This is a genomic window from Candidatus Sulfurimonas marisnigri (genome assembly GCF_015265475.1).
In the GTDB taxonomy this organism is placed as follows: Bacteria; Campylobacterota; Campylobacteria; order Campylobacterales; family Sulfurimonadaceae; genus Sulfurimonas; species Sulfurimonas marisnigri.
In genome coordinates this window covers 1,556,932-1,575,201 of record NZ_CP054493.1, presented here as the reverse complement: position 1 = coordinate 1,575,201, position 18,270 = coordinate 1,556,932, and the positions used below count along the sequence as shown (strand labels likewise).

The 18,270-nt window shown below is 32.9% G+C and carries 25 protein-coding genes; 22 read left to right on the top strand and 3 right to left on the bottom strand.

Annotated elements, in window-relative coordinates; genetic code table 11:
- The first annotated feature begins 4 nt into the window (after nt 1-4).
- From HUE87_RS07990 to HUE87_RS07950, 9 genes are read left to right on the top strand one after another with little or no spacing between them, the layout of a single operon-like run.
- Nucleotides 5-1,750 (top strand): proton-conducting transporter transmembrane domain-containing protein, encoded by a 1,746-nt coding sequence (locus HUE87_RS07990; RefSeq protein WP_229855092.1) that lies wholly within the window; start codon nt 5-7, stop codon nt 1,748-1,750.
- Nucleotides 1,747-2,571, top strand: coding sequence for a respiratory chain complex I subunit 1 family protein (locus HUE87_RS07985; protein ID WP_194365672.1), 825 nt, complete (start codon nt 1,747-1,749; stop codon nt 2,569-2,571). Before HUE87_RS07990 ends, HUE87_RS07985 begins: the two co-directional genes overlap by 4 nt.
- Complete coding sequence (locus tag HUE87_RS07980) at nt 2,564-3,097, top strand: NADH-quinone oxidoreductase subunit B family protein (RefSeq protein ID WP_194365671.1); 534 nt, start codon at nt 2,564-2,566, stop codon at nt 3,095-3,097. Before HUE87_RS07985 ends, HUE87_RS07980 begins: the two co-directional genes overlap by 8 nt.
- Complete coding sequence (locus HUE87_RS07975; protein WP_194365670.1) at nt 3,084-3,437, top strand: NADH-quinone oxidoreductase subunit C; 354 nt, start codon at nt 3,084-3,086, stop codon at nt 3,435-3,437. The genes HUE87_RS07980 and HUE87_RS07975 overlap by 14 nt, the downstream gene beginning before the upstream one ends.
- 1 nt (nt 3,438) lies before the next feature.
- The gene (locus tag HUE87_RS07970) at nt 3,439-5,211 is read left to right on the top strand and encodes a Na/Pi cotransporter family protein (RefSeq protein ID WP_194365669.1); all 1,773 of its coding nucleotides are present in this window, start codon (nt 3,439-3,441) and stop codon (nt 5,209-5,211) included.
- Nucleotides 5,208-5,450 carry a hypothetical protein gene (locus HUE87_RS07965; protein WP_194365668.1) on the top strand — a complete coding sequence of 81 codons (243 nt, stop codon included), beginning with the start codon at nt 5,208-5,210 and terminating at the stop codon, nt 5,448-5,450. The genes HUE87_RS07970 and HUE87_RS07965 overlap by 4 nt, the downstream gene beginning before the upstream one ends.
- On the top strand, nt 5,447-6,535 hold the full coding sequence (locus HUE87_RS07960; RefSeq protein WP_194365667.1) for a hydrogenase large subunit: 1,089 nt from the start codon (nt 5,447-5,449) through the stop codon (nt 6,533-6,535). The genes HUE87_RS07965 and HUE87_RS07960 overlap by 4 nt, the downstream gene beginning before the upstream one ends.
- A gap of 9 nt (nt 6,536-6,544) precedes the next feature.
- On the top strand, nt 6,545-6,952 hold the full coding sequence (locus HUE87_RS07955) for a 4Fe-4S dicluster domain-containing protein (protein WP_194365666.1): 408 nt from the start codon (nt 6,545-6,547) through the stop codon (nt 6,950-6,952).
- Nucleotides 6,942-7,961: an aldo/keto reductase gene (locus HUE87_RS07950; protein ID WP_194365665.1), complete on the top strand. Its 1,020-nt coding sequence runs from the start codon at nt 6,942-6,944 to the stop codon at nt 7,959-7,961. The genes HUE87_RS07955 and HUE87_RS07950 overlap by 11 nt, the downstream gene beginning before the upstream one ends.
- 34 nt (nt 7,962-7,995) lie before the next feature.
- On the opposite strand, the gene HUE87_RS07945 is transcribed toward HUE87_RS07950, so the two are convergent.
- Both HUE87_RS07945 and HUE87_RS07940 read right to left on the bottom strand, forming a co-directional pair.
- Nucleotides 7,996-8,490, bottom strand: coding sequence for a SprT-like domain-containing protein (locus HUE87_RS07945; protein ID WP_194365664.1), 495 nt, complete (start codon nt 8,488-8,490; stop codon nt 7,996-7,998).
- A gap of 18 nt (nt 8,491-8,508) precedes the next feature.
- Complete coding sequence (locus HUE87_RS07940) at nt 8,509-8,694, bottom strand: hypothetical protein (RefSeq protein WP_194365663.1); 186 nt, start codon at nt 8,692-8,694, stop codon at nt 8,509-8,511.
- Nucleotides 8,695-8,871: 177 nt separating this feature from the next.
- Between HUE87_RS07940 and HUE87_RS07935 the strand changes: the two genes are divergently transcribed.
- On the top strand, nt 8,872-9,243 hold the full coding sequence (locus HUE87_RS07935; protein ID WP_194365662.1) for a thioredoxin family protein: 372 nt from the start codon (nt 8,872-8,874) through the stop codon (nt 9,241-9,243).
- Between the two features lie 20 nt (nt 9,244-9,263).
- Nucleotides 9,264-9,791 (top strand): 3'-5' exonuclease, encoded by a 528-nt coding sequence (locus HUE87_RS07930; protein ID WP_194365661.1) that lies wholly within the window; start codon nt 9,264-9,266, stop codon nt 9,789-9,791.
- A gap of 1 nt (nt 9,792) precedes the next feature.
- On the opposite strand, the gene HUE87_RS07925 is transcribed toward HUE87_RS07930, so the two are convergent.
- A complete protein-coding gene (locus HUE87_RS07925) occupies nt 9,793-10,092 on the bottom strand; it encodes a DUF1294 domain-containing protein (RefSeq protein ID WP_194365660.1) in 300 nt (99 codons plus the stop codon).
- A gap of 151 nt (nt 10,093-10,243) precedes the next feature.
- Between HUE87_RS07925 and nifN the strand changes: the two genes are divergently transcribed.
- The 11 genes from nifN (at nt 10,244) to HUE87_RS07870 (ending at nt 18,236) form a co-directional block, all read left to right on the top strand.
- Nucleotides 10,244-11,503 (top strand): nitrogenase iron-molybdenum cofactor biosynthesis protein NifN, encoded by a 1,260-nt coding sequence (gene nifN, locus HUE87_RS07920; RefSeq protein WP_194365659.1) that lies wholly within the window; start codon nt 10,244-10,246, stop codon nt 11,501-11,503.
- A gap of 45 nt (nt 11,504-11,548) precedes the next feature.
- Nucleotides 11,549-11,947: a NifB/NifX family molybdenum-iron cluster-binding protein gene (locus HUE87_RS07915; protein WP_194365658.1), complete on the top strand. Its 399-nt coding sequence runs from the start codon at nt 11,549-11,551 to the stop codon at nt 11,945-11,947.
- On the top strand, nt 11,947-12,369 hold the full coding sequence (locus HUE87_RS07910) for a NifX-associated nitrogen fixation protein (RefSeq protein ID WP_194365657.1): 423 nt from the start codon (nt 11,947-11,949) through the stop codon (nt 12,367-12,369). Before HUE87_RS07915 ends, HUE87_RS07910 begins: the two co-directional genes overlap by 1 nt.
- 11 nt (nt 12,370-12,380) lie before the next feature.
- Nucleotides 12,381-12,905 (top strand): flavodoxin domain-containing protein, encoded by a 525-nt coding sequence (locus HUE87_RS07905; protein ID WP_194365656.1) that lies wholly within the window; start codon nt 12,381-12,383, stop codon nt 12,903-12,905.
- A gap of 1 nt (nt 12,906) precedes the next feature.
- On the top strand, nt 12,907-13,308 hold the full coding sequence (locus HUE87_RS07900) for a P-II family nitrogen regulator (RefSeq protein WP_194365655.1): 402 nt from the start codon (nt 12,907-12,909) through the stop codon (nt 13,306-13,308).
- An 11-nt stretch (nt 13,309-13,319) separates the two neighbouring features.
- Nucleotides 13,320-13,661, top strand: coding sequence for a nitrogenase-stabilizing/protective protein NifW (locus HUE87_RS07895; protein WP_194365654.1), 342 nt, complete (start codon nt 13,320-13,322; stop codon nt 13,659-13,661).
- Nucleotides 13,612-14,034, top strand: coding sequence for a nitrogen fixation protein NifZ (locus tag HUE87_RS07890; RefSeq protein WP_229855091.1), 423 nt, complete (start codon nt 13,612-13,614; stop codon nt 14,032-14,034). Before HUE87_RS07895 ends, HUE87_RS07890 begins: the two co-directional genes overlap by 50 nt.
- 25 nt (nt 14,035-14,059) lie before the next feature.
- A complete protein-coding gene (locus HUE87_RS07885; protein WP_194365653.1) occupies nt 14,060-14,401 on the top strand; it encodes a 2Fe-2S iron-sulfur cluster-binding protein in 342 nt (113 codons plus the stop codon).
- An 81-nt stretch (nt 14,402-14,482) separates the two neighbouring features.
- Nucleotides 14,483-14,779, top strand: a complete 297-nt coding sequence (locus HUE87_RS07880; protein WP_194365652.1) for a 2Fe-2S iron-sulfur cluster-binding protein — start codon at nt 14,483-14,485, stop codon at nt 14,777-14,779.
- 66 nt (nt 14,780-14,845) lie between these two features.
- Entirely contained in the window at nt 14,846-16,084 is a 1,239-nt protein-coding gene (locus HUE87_RS07875; RefSeq protein WP_194365651.1) for an RNA polymerase factor sigma-54, read from the top strand.
- A gap of 304 nt (nt 16,085-16,388) precedes the next feature.
- Nucleotides 16,389-18,236 (top strand): PAS domain-containing protein, encoded by a 1,848-nt coding sequence (locus HUE87_RS07870; RefSeq protein WP_194365650.1) that lies wholly within the window; start codon nt 16,389-16,391, stop codon nt 18,234-18,236.
- Nucleotides 18,237-18,270: the final 34 nt, after the last annotated feature.

Genomic DNA, 18,270 nt, shown 5'->3' with positions numbered 1-18,270 from the left:
TATATTGATTATTTCTCCACTAATTTTTGCTCTTACAGTTTTTATTGGGAGAGTTAAAATTAGAAATATTTTAGTTGTCTCTTTTGTTATAATTTTGAGTATATTAAGCCTGCTTAACATGACGTTAGAAACCACTTCTTTTGAGAGCAACTTGTCTCATTCATTACATAATATATTTATTCTAGTTGATACTCTACTGCTTATATACTTTCTTGCACAAGGGATTATAAAAAAACACTATCTAGTGACCGTTCTTGCCATAATGCAAATGCTCTTATACTCAGTAGTTTTATCTTTGTCCCCTACGCTTCTTTCAAATGATATTTTAGTTGATAATATATCATCAGTTATGTATCTAATCATAAATATTGTAGGTGGGATAATTATTATATATGCCTTAGAGTATATAAAGAGTGAAGAGTTTAGTGCGTTTAAAAAAAATGCCTTTATTGCTATACTGTTTATCTTCTTGTCGATTATGAACTTTATTGTTTCAACTAACAATATTGAGATATTTTTTATGTTGTTTGAATTGACTACACTCTGCTCTTTTATATTAATAGGATATAGGGGAGATGAGATATCTTCTAATAATGCACTAAAAGCACTATGGATGAATCAGATAGGTGGAGTTGCTATTTTGATAGCTATAATTTTTTCAATACATCACTATAACACTGCCTACTTTGACATGTTAATAACAAACATTAATGAGCTATATCTTCTCCCGATTGTATTTTTAGCAATTGCTGGCTTTGTTAAGGGGGCGAGCATACCGTTTGAGAAGTGGCTTTTAGGTGCTATGGTTGCACCAACTCCAGTCAGTGCAATTTTACATAGTGCAACAATGGTGAAAATCGCTCCGTATATAATGTTTAAACTTGCTCCTGCAATGAGCGGATTTGTATCTGTGACTATTACTCTTATCGGTACCTTCGTATTTTTTAGTGCCTCACTGCTTGCTCTGAGCAAAGATTATTTTAAAGAGATATTGGGTCTTTCTACTATAGCACTTCTTGCTCTGATGATGAGCTTAGCAGCTATAGGAACAGAAGAAGCTATTATGGCTTGTTTGGTTTTAATAGTGTTTCATGCTATCTCTAAGGCACTGCTCTTTTTACAAGCTGGTATTTTGGAAAAAAGCTTCCATCTGAAATATGTTAATGATATAAACGGTTTAATCAATCACTCCCCGTTAGTGGTCTTTTTTATAATTATTGGTTTTGCTTCATTGACACTTCCACCTTTTGGAGCATTTGTAGCAAAGTTTATGGCAATTGAGTCCATAGCAAAAGAGATTGTAAACAATCCTCTATACTCTCTTGCTCTGATATTTGTTGCAATGGGAAGTGTATTTTTAACACTGCTCTATTTTAAGGTGGTGACAAAACTTTTTGCCAAAGATGTTGATTATAAAGAGAAGCTACATGTAGAGATACCAAAGCTATATACAGTTCCATCATATATGCTTTTGGCTTTGCTATTTATCGGTGTCTATATCAGTTTTGATATAGAGCTGTTAAGTGCTTTAGAGATTATAGTTCCTTTGGTTTTAATTGCTGTGATACCAATGCTATTTGCTATATTTGTATTTAAAAAAGCACATAGGGTAAAAGAGTATAATTGTGGTGAGAAAGATGAAGTGAAGTTAAACATGTATTACTTTGATATTTCTCAAAAGTATAAACAACTTATTAATGTTATAGCTATAGTTAGTATATTCATACTTATAGTGGGGGTGATGTTATGATAGAAATAATACTGATTGTTATTGCACCCATTGTAGGTGGTTTGATTTATGGCTTTGAGAGAGTTGTAAGAGCTAGAATGCAGAATAGACAAGGTCCTCCAATCTTGCAGCCTTTTTATGACATGTACAAGCTAATTGGTAAGCAGGCTTTTATTGTAAACCCTTACCACAGTATATTGGGGATAATGCACTTTGTAACTATATGGGTGGTTGTTGCTTTTATAATACTCGGAGAGAACTTACTCTATGTAGTTTTTTTACATCTGCTCTCAACTATTTTTATAATCCTTGCTGGCTTTAGTGTGAACTCTATCTATTCTCACATAGGTTCCAACAGAGAGTTGTTAGCCACTATAGCGTATGAGCCAATCTTAATAATTATGGCAGTAGGGTTTTATATAATTAATGGCACTTTTGACATACCTGTTATAAGAGCAAACCCTTCAGAAATAATCTCACTAGTCCTAATCTTTCTCTCTTTTTTACTGATTATTCCCATAAAGCTTAAAAAGTCTCCATTTGACGCTAGTGAAGCTCATCAAGAGATAGTAGGTGGCGTAGAGGTAGAATTTAGTGGGATATTCTTTGAATTTATATATATGGCTAAATGGCTTGAATATGTTTTTATATATTTATTACTTGTTTTGTTTGCAGGTAATAATATAATTCTCTCTATTGCTCTTTTGATTGGAGTTTTTTTATTGGTAAATATAGTCGATAACGCTACAGCCAGAGTTAAAATGAAACATCTGATAAATATTGTTTTATCTATCGGATTTACCCTGTCGTTAGTCAATCTTTTAGGACTTAGTTATGTTTGATATAAAAAAGTATAGAAGAAAATCACCGTGGATACTTCACTATAATGCCGGTAGCTGTAATGGGTGTGATATTGAGATACTTGCATGTATGTCCCCAAAATATGACTTAGAGAGATTTGGAGTTATAAACACAGGAAACCCAAAACAATCAGATATATTTTTAGTTACAGGCCCAGTAACATATAGAAGCAGGGAGCGTCTTGTTGAGTTATATACTCAGATGCCAGAGCCAAAGATTGTTGTTGCGGTTGGAAGTTGCAGCTGTACGGGTGGAGTATTTAGAGATATGTATAATGTGGAGGATGGTGTAGATAGATATATACCAGTTGATATTTATATTCCAGGCTGTGCAACTTCGCCAGAGCTTATAATTGACGGAGTGGTAAAAGGATTAGAGATTTTACAGATAAAAACTAAAGAAATGGAAAAACCATTTAAATTATTTAAAGATAATAATTTAAAAGATGGTATTATTTCCAGAAGAGATAGTGCACTTAAAGTTGGAGAAGCTGATGAGAAAAATTGAAGTATCACTCGAGAATACAATAGAAAAAATAAAAGAGTTTTACACTGAAAAAGAGTGGCACTTTATAACACTAAATGGCGTTGCGTTAGAAGATGGAAAAATAGAAATTCAATGGATGTTCTCAAAATATGAGAGTTTAGATGAGGTTGTTGTGTTTTTTACGGTAATTAATCAAGGAGATGTAGTTCCTTCTGTAGTAGATATTATACCATCAGCAATAATTTCACAAAGAGAGATAGTTGATATGTTCGGTGTTGAGGTTGAAGGAAGTTCAAAAGGACTCTATCTAGACGCAGACTCTACACAAATGCCACTAAGCAGCTGTGGGGTAGGAGCGTAATATGGGAACAGATATATTCAAAAGGTCAATGTACCCATTATTTCTATTGGCTATCGCGTATTTATTGTTTTCAAGTGCTGATGCAAAAACAATTATAGCAGGGATTGCCATATTCTTAATTGGTATGGTCTTTATGGAAGATGGTTTTAAACTTTTTAGTGGTGGTATGCTTGAAAAAGTGTTGGAAAAAAGCACAAAAACTGTTCCAAAAGCTATAGGAACAGGTTTTTTGGCAACAGCTATTGTTCAAAGTTCATCTCTTCTTACAATTATTATTATATCATTTTTAAGTGCTGAACTTATATCATTAAGCGGTGCAATAGGTGTAATATTTGGCTCAAATATTGGTACGACAACAACAGCTTGGATTGTATCTGCTTTTGGTGTAAAAATTAACATTGCTCACTACGCAATGCCAATGCTTATCTTTGGTGTAGTCTTTAGGTTCAATCAAAACAAAAGTTACCAAGGTTTAGGAAATATTTTAGTTGGTCTTGGTTTTGTTTTTTTAGGTATTGGATACATGAAAGAGGGCTTTGAAGGGATGAAGGCTGGACTTGACCTTGCTCAGTTTGCGATGGATGGTTACCTTGGAGTTTTAGTATATATTCTTATTGGAGCTGTAGCAACAGTTGTAATACAATCAAGTAGTGCAACAATGGCTATTATTATTACAGCTTTAGCCACAGGACAAATAGAATATGTAAATGCTCTTGCCTTAGCAATTGGTGCAAATATAGGTACTACTGTAACAGCAATTATAGGTTCATTGTCTTCTAATGCAAATGGAAAAAGACTCGCAGTAGCCCATTTTATTTTTAATATTGTTACCGGTTTTATAGCCATTGTGTTTTTGTATCAGCTGGCAGATTTTGTAGATGTTTTAAGTGCAAGTGTTGGTATAGGTGATAAAGATTATGCGATGAAGTTAGCTCTGTTTCATACAGTATTCAATATAATAGGTGTTTTGGCTGTTTCTCCTTTTACTCATAAATTAGTTGTTTTTTTAGAGGGTCTTTTTCTAGAAAAAAACAAGAATATATCTAGAGCTAAATATTTAGATAGTGCAGTGATTGAAGTTCCAGAATCTGCATTAGCTGCATTAGATAAAGAGCTTCTTCACTTATATGATAATGCAACAGAAGTTTTATCTCATGCTATCTCTCTGCATAGGCACTCTTTTTTAGGAAAAGAAAATGTGTCAGAAGTTGTAAAACAATCAAGTTCTAAAATAGACATCGATGTCAATAGATTTTATGAAACAAAGATTAAAGAACTTTATGGGGATATTGTAAAATATGCCACATTGTCCCAAGATAAGATGGATGAATTTCAAATAAGAATGGTTTATTATTATAAAGTAGCATCAAAAGATATTGTTGAAGCGATCAAGGAAGTAGAGGAGCTACAAAAAAACATCAATTTTTATCAAAAAAGTAAAAATGATGTCATTAAAAATGAGTACAATGTATTGAGAGAGAAGATTGCAAATACATTAAATAGTATTCATGAGATTAGAAATGGAGAAGATGACGACATGGAGATTTTACTTAAGATAAAACTCTTAAAAGAAGATGTAAAAGATCTTGACATAATAGCAAATGGGAGGATTGATACAATAATTAGAAATAATAGTATTACCTCTAAAATGGCAACATCATTAATAAATGATTCTTCATTTGCTTATGATATATCAAAAAGATTAATTGAAGTTGCAATTACTCTATTTATAAAAGATAAAGAGATAAAAACATTAGCAGGAGAAATAACATGAAAATAGAAGAAATATTTACAAAAGTTGAAAGATTATTTGGAACAGAAGATTCTGAACATAAGAAAAATAGAAAAAAAGCAAGAAAATTACTTTCTGCCATAAAAGATAAAATTTCATCGATTAAAGAAAAGATAAAAGAGTCTGATGAGAAAGAAAAGAAAAAAGGGATGAAAAAGAAGTTGTATATGCTAGGAAAAATGAGAGAAGATATTATTAAGGCATACAAAGATACTAAATGAGTAATAAAACCATAAACATACCATTAGGATCACAACACATTTCTCTATTAGAGCCTGTAAGATTTAAGTTTGAGTGTGAAAATGAGAAAATTATAGGTGTAGATTCTGATGTTGGGTTTGTTCATCGTGGGATTGAGAAAGCTTGTACTACAAAGTTTAAGTTTGACTCTATTGGATATGTAGTAGCAAGAGTTTGTGGGCTTTGTGCTATTACTCATTCCCTCTCTTATAGTGTTGCGATTGAAAAACTTATAGGCGCAGAGGTAAGTAAAAAAGCGAAATATTTAAGAATCTTACTTTTAGAGCTAGATAGAATCCATTCTCATATGCTTTGTTTATCACATACATGTGAAAATGCAGGATTTGAAGCAATGTTTATGAGAATGATGGGTGACAGAGAACTTATTATGGAGATTCAAGAGCTTCTCACCGGAAACAGAGTTCAGTTTGATTTTATAAGTATTGGCGGAGTAAATAGAGATTTAGATGCTCAAATGGCTAAACAAATAACTGAAAAACTAAAAATAGTTAAAGAAAAAGTTCTATCTTATATTGACGAGTTTACAAACAACTGGAGTTTGTCTTTAAAGTTTAAAGGCATAGGAACTCTAACACTTGATGAAGCTTATAGATTTAATGCTATAGGGCCATTAGCACGTGCATCAGGCCTTAATATAGATGTTAGAAATGAGATAGATTATCTTCCATATAATGAAATTGGCTTTAAAATGCAAACACATTCTGATGGAGATATAAATGCAAGAAATATAGTACGACTTAATGAACTACTAAACTCGATTGAAATGTGCAATAATATAATAGAAGGTTTACCTGAAGGTGAAATTTTTACAAAAGCAAAAGGAAAACCTAACGGGGAATCTATTGTACGATTTGAAGCCCCAAGAGGGGAGTTAATGTATTATGTAAAAGGTAATGGCAAGGCAATCTTAGAGAGAGTTAGAATAAAGACTCCTACTTTTGCTTGTATTCCAGCATTTTCACATATATTTGTTGGACAGGATTATGCAGATGCACCAGCAATTTTGGCTTCATTTGATCCTTGTTTATCGTGTACAGCTAAATAGAGAGACAATATGTTTACATCATCACTTAATGCGCTTAAAAATCTTTTTAAAAAACCACAAACTATAGACTATCCTGTTACTAAAATACAAAAAGATGAAAATTATAGAGGACTTATTGAATATGGTGAGAAAGATTGTATCTACTGTCTGAAATGTGAAAAAGTTTGTCCCCCTGGAGCAATTTTATTTGTTCCTATAGAAAATCATTCCCAAAATGAAAAAAATAAAAAAGGGTTAAAATATTATTATAACCCGCACCTTTGTATATATTGTACAGAATGTGTTAGAGCTTGTCCAAAGCCAGATGAAGCACTTTGGCAAACCAATAAAAAGCCACCAATAGGTATTAAATCTGATAGAGTTAATGATGAGTGGTTTGAGTTAGAAAAACTTAAAAAGGGTACAAATGAAATATAGATATATAGGAAAAACAGGCCTAAGAGTTACTCCAATATGTTTAGGAACCATGAGTTTTGGTAGCTGGAGTGATGAAGCTGAGTCTTTTAAGATTATGGACAAAGCTTACGATAGAGGGATTAATTTTTTTGATACAGCCGAACTTTATCCTGTACCTCCAAAGGCAGAGTATGCCGGTGAGACAGAAACTATAATTGGAAAATGGCTCAAAGACAAACAACGAGATAAATTAATAATTGCTTCAAAAGTTGCAGGAGCTGCGAATGGTTGGTTTGTTCCTCCCATTAGACATGGTATGACTGCGGTTGATAAGTTTCATATTAAAACTGCAATTGAGGGTAGCCTTAAAAGACTTGGTACGGATTATATAGACCTATACCAGATGCATTGGCCAGACTCTGTTGTACCAATTGAGGAGTCGTTAAAAGCTTTTGATGAGTTAGTTCAAGAGGGAAAGGTTAGATACTTAGGAACTTCTAATGACACAGCTTATGGTATAACTAAAGCAAATGAGACATCAAAAAGATTAGGCATTTCCAGATTCGAATCTATACAAAATAACTTCTCCCTAAATAATCCAAGGTTTTTAGATGAGTTGGCAAATGTGTGTAAGCAGGAACAGATTTCACTTCTTCCATATTCACCTATTGGCGGAGGTGTTTTGAGTGGGAAATATAATGGTAAGTTTTATCCTGACAATGCTAGATATTCAGAATATTTAAAAAGTGATAATCCTCGCATACAAGCTCAAGGTACAAGGTTTGTAAATGAAAAATCACTTATAACTACTGCAAAATATATGGAAATAGCAAAAAAACTAGAAATATCACCGGTGACTCTAGCTGTTGCGTACTCAAAACATTTTGATTTTGTGGCCTCAACAATTATTGGTGCAAGAAACGCTGAGCAACTTGACGAGTCGTTTGAAGCTCTACATGTAGAGTTGAGTGATGAGACCATGGCTGAGATAAAAGCTATTCAAGAAGAGATAATGTATCCTATGGGGTAGCCCAAAATATAGATACCTCTTTTGTATAAATCATTTATTTAAATGGCATCTTAGACATAACAATCTCATGTCTATCTACATACTGTTGACAATCATCTCCACCAAGTTTTAAGCAAGTCTGTTTCCACTCTTGCGAGTGTCCATCATCTTTAGAATGATGGCTATTGAGTTTAAAAAGAAGAGCATGAGCATACTCATGTGCGATAACGCTATCAATAATATAGTCCATGCTCTCTTGCATTACGTTTTTATTGAGATATATCTTAATCTCACCATTATTATAAGAAGTAAGACCATAAAGTTTTCCTTGTAGTTTATCGGTAACTATAAGTTGAAACTTATATACATGTCCAAAGTTCTTTTTCATATGTTGCAAAACTTCTTCTTCTTTGTGTTTGATGCGTTCTTTAAAGCCATCTGAGATATCGTTATTTTTAAAAGAGTAATCACTGTAAAAATTAAAACCCAAAATGGATAGGGCAAGTGCTATAACAATAATAAAAGTAAATTCTAATTTTTTATTGAACATTATTAGATAATGAGGAGTTTATCTAAGAGAAGATTTTGGAACTTGATAAATATCACCATCTTCATTTTCCACTAATGCAGTTGCACCTCTAGCGTCGTTAAACACTGTAATAATTTTTACTACTTTACCATTGTATATGATTGTTTCCTCTTCACTTGAATGAAGTAGTTGTGCCGGTAGGATGGAGTTATTTAATGATAACATAGTTTATTCCTTGTAGTTTAATTGATATTTTTACATAACTAATTGTATCTTTTAAAATATATGACAATTTGTCATAATTATAATCTGTAAATAGCAAATAATATGCCAATGGCTATTTTCATAGTAGTATGATTTTGATATACTTTTGAAATCTGAAGTGTGTTAAGGAGTTAATAGATGGATGATCCTAAAAATATTTTAGAATTAACAGATTCAAATTATATTGCATTTATGGAAGAGACAGACTCAGTGGTATTTATAGATTTTTACAGTGACACATGTGCTCCTTGTCAAACGCTACTAACATACTTGCCAAATTTGGCCCTGCATTATAAAGAGAAGAATGTTGTTATTGCTAAAGTTAATTCGGCCATTAACCCAAAACTCTCAAATAAGTTTATGGTAAGAAGTGTTCCATTAACTGTTGTTATAGGAAAAGATAAAATGGTTAAACGAGCCGAAGCTGGTCTACTTGCAATGGCGAGCTACTTTAAGATGATTGATAAAGAATTAGGAACCTCAAAAGGTTTCTTTTCAAAGTTATTTTAATTTGAAAAGATGGAGAATACGTGATAATTTTAGACTTTGAAACTAACTCAGCAAATATACATGATGTTATAGAAGTTGCTGCTTTTCGTGTTGAACTAGTAAGTAATGAATATAAAGTTGTAGATACATTCCATCGATACTATTTTTCAGAGTATGAAGTAAACCCTCACGCACTAGCAGTGCATAAACTATCACCAAACAGACTTGAAAGATTAAGAAAAGATGTAGATTACGAAGAGTACTTTGAAGATGATACGGACTTTGTAGAGTTTTGTAAAAATTCTAAAACCTTAGTAGCTCACAACATATCTTTTGAACTTCGTCATATTGGAGAGTTACTTTCATTTGAAAATCACTTTTGTACTATGAAAGAGAATAAAAAAATTGTTAAAGCTACTAATGTTAGAGGTAATATAAAAAATCCAAAGCTTATTGAGACTTGTTTATACTACGATATTGAGTTTGATGATGAACAGTATCATAGTGCTATTTATGATGTAACTAAGACTTTAGAGATTTTGAATAAGATGGAATCTAAAACTATTTGAGTCATATTAAATGAATACCTTTGCTCATATAAAAATATATTGATAATGCTTGTACTATAGCTACAATACTAAATTTGATAACAAATAATGGTTTTTTAATTTTATGTATAAAAATAAGCATAGATATTATAGAGCCAATAGTTCCACCAATAAAAGCAGAAAACAGTAGCTTATTTTCAGATACTCTTTGTATGTTTTTTAGTGCTTGTATTTTATCGTAAGCGTACAGCGTAAATGAAATTATATTTATAGATATCAGATATATTTCAAAGTAGCTTAGTGTGAAGTTTATGTGTATCATCCAAAGTTCTTTTTTAATTTTCTTATTCCACAATTTTATCAAAACAATATTTAAGTAGTAATATTTTAAATCTGATTAAGAGATACAAATCATTACTTCATTTTTAATGGAACAAAAAATGTACATGTATATTCTATAATAGGAATTTATCATGAACAAACCACTACAGATTAATCCAATAAAACTATCACAACCCATGGGAGCACTTTTGTGCTTTTTAGGCGTAAAAAATTGTATGCCTTTGATGCATGGTGCTCAAGGGTGTGCCTCTTTTAGCAAAGTTTTTTTTACGCGCCATTTTAGCGATCCAATAGCTGTACAAACAACAGCAGTGAATGATATAACTGCTGTAATTGATGGAGGGGATTATTCTATCAGTGAAGCTGTAGAGAACATAACAAAAAAAGTTAAACCTGATTTGGTTGGCCTTTTTACAACCGGTATGACGGAGACTAAAGGTGACGATATCAAGGGTGCTACATTTTTGTTAAAAGAGACACAACTTATGTCGTATGTGCATACACCTGATTTTGAGGGTGGTTTAGAGAGCGGTTTTGCTAAATCAATAGAGGCAATTATAGAGCAACTTGTAGAGCCTAAAAATGAAATAGATATGCAAAAAGCTCTTTTAATCCCAAATGTAAACTTGACACCAATAGAAGTAGAGAAGATTAAAGATGAAATCTCCAGTTTTGGCTTAGAGACTTTTGCTTTGCCAGATTTAAGTGAATCGCTTGATGGTCATTTAGGAGTAAAACAAGGAGCGCTTAGCAGTGGCGGAATTAGTGTTGAAGAGATAAAAAATCTTGGAGACAGTGCTTTGGTTATAACTGTAGGTGACTCTGTAAACAAGGCTGGTGAAAAGTTTATAGAGAAAAATCCTAAATCTACACATCTTCATTTTAATACTTTGAGCGGACTTCTACATGTAGATAAGTTTTACAAGGCTTTGATGGATTTTAAACATATATCAAAACCAAAACCAAGTGTTGTCAGATGGAGAAAAAGACTTCAAGATGCTCTTTTAGATACTCATTTTGCACTAGGTGGTACAGATGTAGTTTTAGCACTTGAAGCAGACCAAGTTTTGTCTATAGCAACTACCATAAAAGAAGCTGGCGCGAATATAAAAGCTATTGTGATTCCGACAAAGACAACTGCTTTAGATGAACTAGGTTGTGAAAATATTATTGTTGGTGATTTTGAAGATGTTGAAAAAGAGTTACAAGAAGCAGATTTGTTAATAAGTAATTTTCACGGTGAAAGAATTGCACATAAACATAAAAAAGCCTTACTCCTTAGAGGATACCCAAACTACGAGACTGTTGGCAATCAACTTGTAAATGACACTCTTTATGAGGGGAGTTGTTACATGTTGTTTGAGGTAGCAAACACTATAAATTCTCTCTAGGGAACACTTTATGAATGTATATTTATAAAAGATACGGAGAGTAAAATGAATTCAACTATAAAAGTAACTTCAAATAGCGACAGCCTTGGTAGTATCAAAGTGGCTTTTGCTACAAATGACAATGAGCATATCGATGCACACTTTGGCAGTACGAAACAGTTTAATATATATGACATCAATAGTGATGGATTTGATATATCTACAATTATTAAAATAACAACCAAAGATACAGATGCAACTGTTGCTTTACTGAACGGATGTGACATAGTTTATTTTTTAAATATTGGTCCAACTGCGGCTGCTAAAGTAATCAGAAAAGGGATTTTTCCTATTAAGTACAAAGAGATTATCTCTATTGATGAAGAGCTAAATAAACTTGTAAATATGTTGAATGAAAACCCGCCTCCATTTATTAAAAAAATCATAGAAAAAAAGAGTAAATAATGAAAGAGTTATTTATAAGCACGCTTGTTGGTCAAGTAAGAGCACTTGACCAATTTGGTACATGGACTAATAGAACTGATGAGGATATTTTAAAAGAGAAGTATGTAAAAACTAAAGAGGATTTGAAAAATATCCCAGTTATTGCAGATATTGATGAGATGCAGATTCAAGATATTAGACTTATTTATCAGTCGATTGCATTAGCTTTTGAAACAAAGACAGGAATTATGTGTTCAGTTGTGATGGAGATGAGCCATGAGGGATTTGGTAGAGTAGTTGTTATTGCAGACAAGATAGTAATTGTAAACAAATTTTTTAAAGATGCACACAGACACTCATTTCGCACATATGAAAAGTTAGAAGAAGAGGGCGAAAAGATGCTCAAGAGTGTTATGGAAATTTATGAAGAATATAAAAAATAAGGAGGATTTATATGAGTAAAATTGGAATTTTTGTAGGTACAGCAGGTGGAACAAGTATGAAGGTTGCGAATGCTTTGATTGAAGCATTTGAAATTGAAGAAGATGATGTTATTAACATGGAGGAAGATTTTGATGATGTTGAGGAACAGCTACTTGCATATGATGTTTTATTTTTAGGAAGTTCAACTTGGGGACAGGGTGATTTGCACTTTAGTTGGGTTGATCCTATTTTAGAGATAGAAGATGAGAGTATAGACTTTAGCTCAAAGAGAGTTGCATTTTTTGGAGCAGGAGACTGCATAAAGCATGGAGAACATTTTTGTTCTGCCATAGGAAAGCTTCACAAAACATTTACAGGTGCTGGTGCAAAAGCAATTGGCTTTATGCCAAAAGATAGTTATAACTATGAGTTTTCACTTGCTGAGATGGATGACAAGTTATGTGGACTAGCAATTGATGAGCACAACGAGTCTGAGAAAACAACACAAAGGATTGAGCAATGGGTTGGTATCTTAAAATCGGAACTAGGAGATTAAAATGTATATGGTAACAGCAGTAATAAATCAAGATGACTTAAAAAGTGTACTTGAAGACTTGTTTTCCAATGATATAGAAGGGATCACTGTTAGTTATGTAATCGGTAAAGGTTCTTTTGGGCTAAAAGAAGCCGACAATATACCAACTGATTTACTCGCTAAAGTTAAGCTTGAGATTGTTATATCTGATACTAATCATAGGGAAATAGCCATGGAGTGTATCAGAAGTAACAGCCAAGATTTAGGTAGAGGTGCTGGAAAAATGTGGTGGGTTGAAGTTGGCGGTGTTGAGAGAATTCGTACTGGCGAAAAAGATGTAGATGCTCTAACTACTCAAGTAAATAAGAAAATTAAGAATGTGCAATGTGGTTTAACAACCAATATTGACACACCATGTAGTTAAAGGAATGATTTATGAATACTGATACAAAGTCATTAGATGAGTTTTATGAACTAACTGATGCGGAAGATTATTTTGATTTTTTTGATTTAGAATATGACTCAGGTCTTATAGACGTTAAGAGGTTTCATATACTAAAAGAGTATGGCACTTTAATTAAAACAGGGTTTTCAAATCTTGCCGAGCAAGAAGAACAACTGCTTGATTTTTTAAAGTATTCACTTATTAAGGTATATGGAAGATTTACAAACGGCTATGCTCCGAGTGCAGCTGATATTTGGGGTATGTTTAAAGATGGAAAACTAAGTGGATGTATGGCTTGTACACCACAACCAGGAAACAGTTGTGGTTGTTGATCCAAATGTCAAACTACACGATAGTGTAACAGCTAGTCGTTCTGGAAAAGATGCCGAGGAAGCTAAATACGCTATTGGACAAAAAGTAGAACTTTTAGAAGATATTGTAAATGATGGAACATACCCACATGCAAAGATAGGTAGCTTAATGATGCCAAAGGGCAGCATAGGTTACATAAAAGATATGGGTGAGTTTTTACAAGTAATAAGAGTTTATGAAGTGCATTTTTTTGGTACAGAAATGGAAGTAGATATTATTGGTTGTAGAGAGCATGAGCTAAAACTAATAGAAGATGGTTATGTTAGCGAAGACATACTAGAACAAGAAGCTATGAAAGCTCATAGAGAAAAAATGGCTAAATTAAATAAATAGCAATCTTAAAAAAAAGGATAAAAAGATGGCAAAAGTGATTTTTATAGGTTTTAGCAAAGATAAAGACGGTCTTTATCATGCACCTAAAGGTGAGCCGATTATAAGATTGGCTAAAGAGAATGGTATTGCAATTAACTTTGAGTGTCAAGATGGTGAGTGTGGAAATTGTTTAATCAAATATGAAAATATTGAGGATGAAGAGCCTACAAACTATATAGATGATTTGGAGCTTAATAAGTTAATCGAAATGGGTGTAATGAACTCTAAAGATGCTGAGTATTGCCAGCAGTTTACAATCAGTCCTAAGGTTAGACTAGCATGTCAAACATTAGTTAAGGGCGACGTAATTATTAAACCATTTCTATAATAAGAATTAAAAAGCACTAAGGTGCGTGGGCTTGACGCCGAGTCAAACCAAGCGTGAGCGAAATAAAATTAAGGAAAAAAGATGACAACAAGAGTAGAAATAGTAAATGATTTTTTAGCAATCAATGTAAAAGAGGGTAGTACTATCCAAGAAATCGTTGAGGCAAGTGGTTCTGCACTTCCTTTTGGGTGCCGTGACGGTGAGTGTGGTACATGTGTAGTTGAAGTTGTATCCGGAATGGAATTTTTATCTGATAAAACAGAAAAAGAAGTAAAAGTGCTCAAAGAGATTTGTTCTGGTACATGTACGCCAAACTCCAGACTTGCATGTCAAATGAAAATCGAAAAACCTAATGGTTTAGTTAGACTAAAATACTAATGAAACTGCATAATATATGCACAATTGAGCTGCTCAAGCCTCTTATGGTTTGAGTATAATATTCTTATGTCAAGTACATTTAATTTATTTACAACACAAAAACAATCACTACAACTGTCACTAAAACTTTGGTTGCCACTGTTGCAAGCACAGGTTCAAGATTTGGAAACAATCTTTAAAGAGCATAGCTTTGATAATCCATTTTTGGAATATAAATCATCTTTTGAATCAAATTACTCCAGTTTATCAACATTTGATAATAAAAGTAGTTTTATTGAGAATATGAGTTTATATAAAGAGTCTTTATACGATACTGTTTTAAATCAAATTGATGCTCCACTGTTTCCGACTCCTTCTTCACAAAAAGTGGCTCATGAAATACTTCAAAATATAAACAGTGATGGGTATTTCGAAGGTGATATAGAACAAATAGCTATTACATGTAACACAACAAATCAGTTTGTAGAGAGTGTCAGACAAAGGTTTTCTTATCTTGAACCAAGTGGGATAGGCTCTTTAGATATGATTGAATCATTTAAGTTTCAACTCTCACAGCTTTTTATAGATGATGAGTTAAATCTGTTTGTTCAAAAAATAATCCAAAATTTAAAACAAATAGATAAGTATCATAAACATCATAGGTTTTTAGAAGCTACAGAGATTGTAAAAAGGTTCAAATATCCTCCTGCGATTGACTTTCAAGAGGATTCTACATATATAGTTCCAGATTTTTTTGTTGATGTAGGGGATGATATATCAGTCAAAATAAATCAGAGTTATTATCCAGATATAATCATTAAAGACCCTTTTAAAACTAAAAACAGTGAGTTAAAAGATAAACTAAAAGAGGCTAGAGACTTGGTTAACCTGCTGGAGCTTCGAAAATCAACTCTTTACAAACTCGTGCTGATTATAGTGGAAAAACAGATGGGCTTTTTTGTCGGAAGCGAGCTTAAACCAATGACAATGGCTCAAGTTGCAGATGAGATAGGTTTTGAAGAGTCGACCATAAGCAGAGCAGTTTCAAACAAGTACATAAAGTGTGAGCGAGGAATGTTTTCACTCAAGTCATTTTTTACAAATGCAGTAAGCAAAAACTTATCATCAGCGGAGATTAAAAACTATCTACAAAACCTTATAGAAAATGAGAACCATGAAGAGCCACTAACTGACCAAGACTTAGTTGACATGGTTATGCAGAGATACAACATGCAGATGGTAAGACGCACCATAACAAAGTACAGAAAACTTCTAAATGTTCCATCTTCTAAAGAGAGAAAGAAGATTTATAAGGTTAGAGATTAGTTTATACATGTAGCAAAGTCTACCGAAGCAGCTCTCGAAGCGGAAAAGGCAAATCTTCAAAGACTATGATATGTTCCATAATCCCTTAAGATTTGTGGAACTTTGCAGTTTTTACTTTTTAAACACTTTATGGAACACGGAAAACTAATATGAGTGCTTCGTGTTCCAAATATAAGAGTTTATGAGGTATAAAAATTAGCAATATAAGCATCCATTTTTTAATTAAGTCAAAAATGTTAAAATGTTATATAAGATTATCATTCAAAATATAAAATCTAAATTAGTAACTCATTTAGGGGAAAAATTGTTAAATCAAAAATCAATACTTGAGGTCAGCCTCAAATTGTCATTAAGCAATGAATCCATACTAGTATTATCAATCGACGATACTATTGAAAGATTACTTGGTTACACAGTGCAAGATTATCTCACTGGACAAGTATCCTTAAAAGAGCAGTTTCATTTAGATGACCTTGAGATCGCCGAAATACTATTCTCTACCGAAGACTTGAGTGAAGGTGTGTTTAATATCCGCCTCCGACAAGCAAATGGACGTGTCCGTTGTATTAAGATGCTATATAATAAAGAAATCGCTACCGATACCGTAGTGCTAGATGTAACGCTACAAGACTCAAAAAGTTTGCAAAGAACAATGGCAGACTCCTCAGAGATGGTCAACTTTGCTGCAATAATGGAAAATACTGACGATTATATCTATTTCAAAGACCGTAATCATGTATTTACGGGAGCTAGTCAATCCCTCGTTTCACTTTGCGATCCAGCTGAACATTGGACTGATTTGCTTGGACAGACAGACTATGATGTCTTTCCTGAAGAATTAGCCGATATTTACTACAATCTTGAAAAACAAGTTTTTGCTGGTATTTCTATTGCTCATGAAATCCAAGAAACACTTTCAAAAGATGGAATACGTGGTTGGGTAGACAACCGAAAGTACCCCGTTAATGATAAGGACGGAACACTCATCGGTCTTTACGGAATAGCACGTGATGTTACCCAAAGTATACAGCAGAAAATCGAGCTTACAAATAGTCATACTATGTTAAGAAAACTAACTGAAAATATACCGGGAACCGTGTACCAATATAAACTTGACGCAGATGGGCATGCAAGCTTTCCTTATGCTAGCAGTGGAATAAAAGACATATATGAAGCTGAACCTAAAGACCTAGTCGAAGACGCACAGCCAGCATTTAATGTTTTACATCCAGATGATTTAGAGATGATAGTAAGCACAATTCAAGATTCCGCGCGGAGTATGAAAGATTGGAATCTAAAATATAGAGTAGATTTACCAAAAAAAGGCGTGCGTTGGCTTCAAGGATTCTCTAAACCTGAAAAACTTGAAGATGGTAGCACAATATGGCATGGGTATATTCACGATATTACAGATGCAAAAAAGAAAGATGACTTGATTCTTGTCCAATCCCGAAATGCTGCAATGGGTGAGATGATAAGTATGATAGCACACCAATGGAGACAGCCCATATCAACAATATCAATGCTGTCTAACAGTATCTTAGCTGATATTGACCTAGATAGCCTAAATGTAATTGAATTAAAAGAAATAGCAAATAAAATAAATACCAGCACCCAAGAATTATCTAAAACAATTGATGACTTCAGAGACTTTTTTAAGCCAGATAAGATTAAACAAAGAACCAAAATAAACACTGTTATACAAAGTGCCCTTTCAGTAATAGGCAAATCTTTAGAGTCCAATAATATAACTCTAAAAATGAAGAAACCAAAAGAAGATAAAGAGATAAATATATATCCAAGAGAGCTCATGCAAGTGTTTATTAATATAATCAATAATGCTAAAGATATTTTAGTGGAGAAAAAAACCATCGATGCTAGCATAGTAATCAGATGTGAGCAAAGCAATGATGAGAGTGCTATTATCACAGTTAGTGACAATGGTGGTGGTATACACGAAGATATAATTGATAAGATATTTGACCCATATTTTTCAACAAAAAATGAAAAAAATGGAACGGGCCTTGGATTATATATGAGTAAAATGATTATTGAAAAGCATCTTTTAGGAAAACTTAGCGTTTATAATAAAGATGATGGGGCATGTTTTAAAATTGAATTGCCTTATGATATTCAAAGTAATCATGAATGATTTAAAGGTTTATTATTCAGGAGCCCGTTTTTTT